At 40.8% G+C, this 4,480-nt stretch carries 5 protein-coding genes and 1 pseudogene; 2 read left to right on the top strand and 4 right to left on the bottom strand.

Annotated elements, in window-relative coordinates; genetic code table 11:
* Positions 1–447: 447 nt before the first annotated feature.
* The 4 genes from AC2204_RS20535 to AC2204_RS20520 form a co-directional block, all read right to left on the bottom strand.
* Positions 448–864: an MAPEG family protein gene (locus AC2204_RS20535; RefSeq protein WP_318927749.1), complete on the bottom strand. Its 417-nt coding sequence runs from the start codon at positions 862–864 to the stop codon at positions 448–450.
* A 27-nt stretch (positions 865–891) separates the two neighbouring features.
* The gene (locus AC2204_RS20530; RefSeq protein WP_318927748.1) at positions 892–1,455 is read right to left on the bottom strand and encodes a chloramphenicol phosphotransferase CPT family protein; all 564 of its coding nucleotides are present in this window, start codon (positions 1,453–1,455) and stop codon (positions 892–894) included.
* A gap of 142 nt (positions 1,456–1,597) precedes the next feature.
* A complete protein-coding gene (locus AC2204_RS20525) occupies positions 1,598–2,479 on the bottom strand; it encodes a DMT family transporter (RefSeq protein ID WP_318927747.1) in 882 nt (293 codons plus the stop codon).
* Positions 2,480–2,597: 118 nt separating this feature from the next.
* Positions 2,598–3,056: an HPP family protein gene (locus AC2204_RS20520; protein WP_318927746.1), complete on the bottom strand. Its 459-nt coding sequence runs from the start codon at positions 3,054–3,056 to the stop codon at positions 2,598–2,600.
* A 102-nt stretch (positions 3,057–3,158) separates the two neighbouring features.
* On the opposite strand from AC2204_RS20520, the gene AC2204_RS20515 reads away from it, so the two are divergent.
* Both AC2204_RS20515 and AC2204_RS20510 read left to right on the top strand, forming a co-directional pair.
* Positions 3,159–3,710 carry a TetR/AcrR family transcriptional regulator gene (locus AC2204_RS20515; RefSeq protein WP_318927745.1) on the top strand — a complete coding sequence of 184 codons (552 nt, stop codon included), beginning with the start codon at positions 3,159–3,161 and terminating at the stop codon, positions 3,708–3,710.
* A 77-nt stretch (positions 3,711–3,787) separates the two neighbouring features.
* Positions 3,788–4,162 (top strand): annotated as a pseudogene (locus AC2204_RS20510) (IS110 family transposase); the annotation flags it as partial.
* Between the last annotated feature and the right edge of the window lie 318 nt (positions 4,163–4,480).

Genomic DNA, 4,480 nt, shown 5'->3' with positions numbered 1-4,480 from the left:
GTCTAATGAATCGAACATTGAAGGAAACTTTCAAACAAGCCTCATTAGTTTGCTCCCCTTGTTGGCAACAGCAAGAATCATATGAAACAACACCAACCGCTTCCTTATAAACAAAAGTTCATGCATCAGAGTCAGCACCAGCCATGAACGCTGTATGGCTTCTTTGCCTGACACGGATTTGCACACTGCGACAAAGTTCACGCTTACCGATACTGGCTCTTAGTTCACCCCTTATTGAATGTAAGCAAAATCGATTCGTTGACACTTTACTTGACCCTACATTCGCCCTCAACACGAGATAGCGACATAACGATCTTACCAACTGCTGACTCCCATCGCTCGAAGTCTAATCCATCATCCATATTTTCCTCTAAAGCTAACGCCTCAAACATGGGCGAAGGCCGCAGGCATTTGTCCCTTGCTTTGACTAGTTAAGCTGCGCTCTTATTAAATCAGCGCCTCTAGTAACTGATAACACCAGTAGACACCAATAATCATTTGAACAGCAAATGCACTAAACCTCATTGTCACCGCCGCCGGGCTTAGTGATGCTAGATGAATAAGGGACTGAACTATCCTTGCGCCCAGAAATATATACGCAAGCGGGTCGGTTATGGCCGCATTAGAAGTAACTAACGCCGCGATCATTAGGCCGCCAAAAATCGGCAGACCCTCTATGCAATTTGCATGAGCACGAGCCAACCTCTGCATAAACGATGACAAATTGGAGTTCTCAGGATTAAACCCGTTTGGAGCCACCTCTTTGGTAAGAACCATTTTTGAGCGAATAGACTCCATCAGAACAAGCAAAAACAGGGCCCATGCTATGAATCCTAATAAAGCAATAATCGTTGGTGAGTTCATTACTTTTTACCTCGCGCTATCCGTTGATTAACTATTTGCAGCTTTATCGAAAAATACACTTTCAGCTCTTTGTTCCCATGCAGATAAAACCATCTCGGCACTTTTCGCTGTAGATTGTTTACTGGTATCAATTTCGTAATCATAAGCTGAATAAGTATGAACATGTTTAAAATGATATTCGGACTCGCCGAAATAGCGATTCCCAATATCTTTGTCACCTCGTTTCATTTCGCGTTCGCGAAGAATTTCTATTGGGCAGTGAATACCAACAAAGAAAACATCATGATTTGAAAGTAATTCTTGTAAGTAATGAAACCACTCTTCTGACTCAATAATATGGTCAAGAATTAAATTATTCCCTGAGTCTGCAACTGCTTTGATGCAACTATGAAATGCATCGAAAAAGAGCGGACGATGTTTGCTCCAATCAAAGGAGCCGCCATCATTAACTCTTTTAGGTAACATACCAGCCTCTACAAACTGGTCAGATGAAAAATGCCAGAAAGGTATCGCTGACTGCTTTTGAATTGCCTTTGACAACGTAGACTTACCTGAGCTCGATGTTCCATGCAAAAAAATCATTTTTGCCATAGTATTCCTTTACCTGGTTGATTTACTAGATAAAGGGCTAACGCCTGCATAATACGTGCAAACACTACACCTTCAAAACCAATTATACTCTAAACTAAAACTGCCGAACGTTATAAGTATCGTGTTAATGCATTTGTTATGTTCACTTGTTTGCAAACTTCCAACGGCCAATCAATACGGTTAAAATCCCGCCAAGCACAAGAATGCATGCAATAATTAACCGTGTACTAATTGATTCTGAGACAAATAAAACACCGCCAATTGCCGCTATAACGGGAACTGATAACTGAACAACTGCCGCCTCAGTTTCTGATAAACCACCTAATGCCATATACCAAATTGTGTAACCTAACGCTGAAGCAAACGCACCTGAAATAGCAGCTAATACCACACCATCAAATGAAATATTTATCATTGGAAAAGTAATTAAACTTAAACATAAAACCAAAAGAATCGTAAACTTAAAGTTAAACGCAGTATCCGTCATCGGATCAGCTGAACCACGACCCACCAACGTATATATTCCCCACGCGATACCAGACAACCCCATTAAAACAAAACCAGACAAGCTAGGCGTAGTAAGAGTTGGATAAACTAAATAAGCAAGACCTGAAAAAGAAATACCAATCCCTAGCCATTCAGATATATGCAATTTTTTTCCCATAGCGATACTGCCAATGATCATTGTAAGCTGAACTGCACCAAATAGAACAAGTGCTCCTGTCCCTGTATCCAATGAAATGTACGCAAATGAGAACGTAACAGCATAGATAAATAGCATTAACCCTGTTATCCAACTGCTACCTTTTTTTTCTGAAGTACTTGTTACTGACTTAGCCTTTAAACTAAATAAAATGAGAAACATTAAAACGCCGGATAAAAGACGGATCGCGGTAAAGCTTGATGCATCAATAGCATTATCTTTCAACGCTATTCGGCATAAAACAGAATTTGCAGCAAACGCGATTAATGCCGTAATGGTATACCCAATAGTTTGAAGTTTTTTATATAATACCGTTATCAAATCAATACCTTTTTATGAACATAACGCCTGCAATAAGGTGTACGCCCACTAAACCAGCAAAGCGCACCGAACTCCACACCAAAACTACCGAGTGTAACGTATCACCTTGATTGCCTTGTTAGCACTCTGGTTTGAGTTGGTAACTTTGGAGCTTTTCAAGCCCTTTACCCATCAAAACAATGAATATAGAACCAACTAATACAGGTGTCACCAAAAACAGCCACCCTTGCCCTGACAGCATAATTAAAATTGGATTAGCTCCAGCAGGTGGGTGCGTTGTTTTAGAAACTAACATACTTGTAACACCGAGCCCTGTCGCAATAGCTACTGTAACCGGAGTTACCCCTACATATTGAGAGAAAAACACCCCTATACATGCAGTGATCAAATGCCCCAAAATGACATTTTTGGGTTGAGCCAACGGGCTACTTGGCACACCAAATACAAGTACTGCAGTCGCTCCAAATGGAGCCATAATCAGTACTGCATTGTCCATATTAGCCTCTATAAATGACAATAAGCCAATTGTGAGTGATGCCCCTAATCCAGCAATTACAGCCAACAAATAACGATTCATATATACACCTCAAAAAAGTAGAACAATCTGTCTAGTCGCAATTGTAGACAAGTCATTCTACATTTGTCAATATGAATACACCTAGTCTTACGGAAGTTCATGATGAGTAAGAAGCGCGAGATACTATTAAGCACAGCACTAGATCTATTTTACCGACAAGGTATTAACTCAATTGGAATTAATGAAATCATTAAAGTATCGGGGGTTGCAAAAAAAACGCTGTACAGCCACTTTAACGGGAAAGACGACTTAATCATGGCCGCTTTGAACCAAAGGCATCTAATTTTCATGAACTGGTTAGAACATAAATTAGAGGAAACAACCAACGACAGTGAGTTAATTGATGTTCTTTTCGAATCATTGCAAAGTTGGTTTACTGGAAATGAAACTGCACTAGGTGATTTTCGAGGATGCTTTTTCATAAATACGTCAGCAGAGTTTAGTGACCCAGAAAGTGATATTTTCCGCTATTGTTGCTACCACAAAGAGCAAGTGCGCCAGTTTATTCAGAACAAATTAAGAAATGATTCACAAGATCTTTTAAATACTATTTGTTTACTAAAAGAAGGAGCGATAACGACTGCATATATGACAGGAAAAAGTTATGAGCTAATCCAGAGTAGTGTGAAAATTTTGCACCGACTTGAGTGCTAACGAATGACATGGACTCCCCCTCATCAGGCTCTGCCACACTTGGTAATGTCTGACGACCAAATTACTTGGAGGCCACCATGTCACAATCAATTTATGGCATTGATTTAGCCAAACATAGTTTCAGTATCCACGGCGAAGACCATCAAGGCAAGGTACTGATCCACAAAACAATAACGCGGTCTAAAGTTTTAACCACGTTTGCCAATATCCCGCCCGCTACAATCGGAATGGAAGCTTGTGGGGCTTCACACTACTGGGCGCGTGAATTGGCTAAACTCGGTCATACAACGAAAATCATGGCGTCTAAATATGTGGCGCCTTTCAGAACGGGTGCCAAAAATGACCTCAACGATGCCATTGCTATCTGTGTGGCTGTCACCCGCCCTTCAACGCGCTTCGTTAAAATCAAATCACCCGAGCAGCAAGCTATCCTGCTGCTGCATCGCGTTCGCAGGCTCTTTCTGGTTTCTTTTCGTTTGCCTGAAGGCAGGAGATATACTTTACGGAAGTACCAAATACCGTGCTGAGATAACCACAGGTTTGTTGTCATCATAGCCTCTAGTAATACACATAAAGTGGATCACCTGAGCAGACATTTCTAGGTAAGGTATTGACTGAAAAATGTAGTGGTCTAATGAATCGAACATTGAAGGAAACTTTCAAACAAGCCTCATTAGTTTGCTCCCCTTGTTGGCAACAGCAAGAATCATATGAAACAACACCAACCGCTTCCTTATAAACAAAAGTTCATGCATCAGAGTCAGCACCAG

The sequence above is a fragment of the Photobacterium sp. genome (assembly GCF_057456235.1).
This window is presented reverse-complemented; position numbering and strand designations above follow the sequence as displayed.

Excerpts from the sequence above, each read along its gene's own strand:
- AC2204_RS20535 (WP_318927749.1), bottom strand. The coding sequence starts at position 864 with ATGAACTCACCAACGATTATTGCTTTATTAGGATTCATAGCATGGGCC.
- AC2204_RS20530 (WP_318927748.1), bottom strand. The coding sequence starts at position 1,455 with ATGGCAAAAATGATTTTTTTGCATGGAACATCGAGCTCAGGTAAGTCT.
- AC2204_RS20520 (WP_318927746.1), bottom strand. The coding sequence starts at position 3,056 with ATGAATCGTTATTTGTTGGCTGTAATTGCTGGATTAGGGGCATCACTC.
- AC2204_RS20515 (WP_318927745.1), top strand. The coding sequence starts at position 3,159 with ATGAGTAAGAAGCGCGAGATACTATTAAGCACAGCACTAGATCTATTT.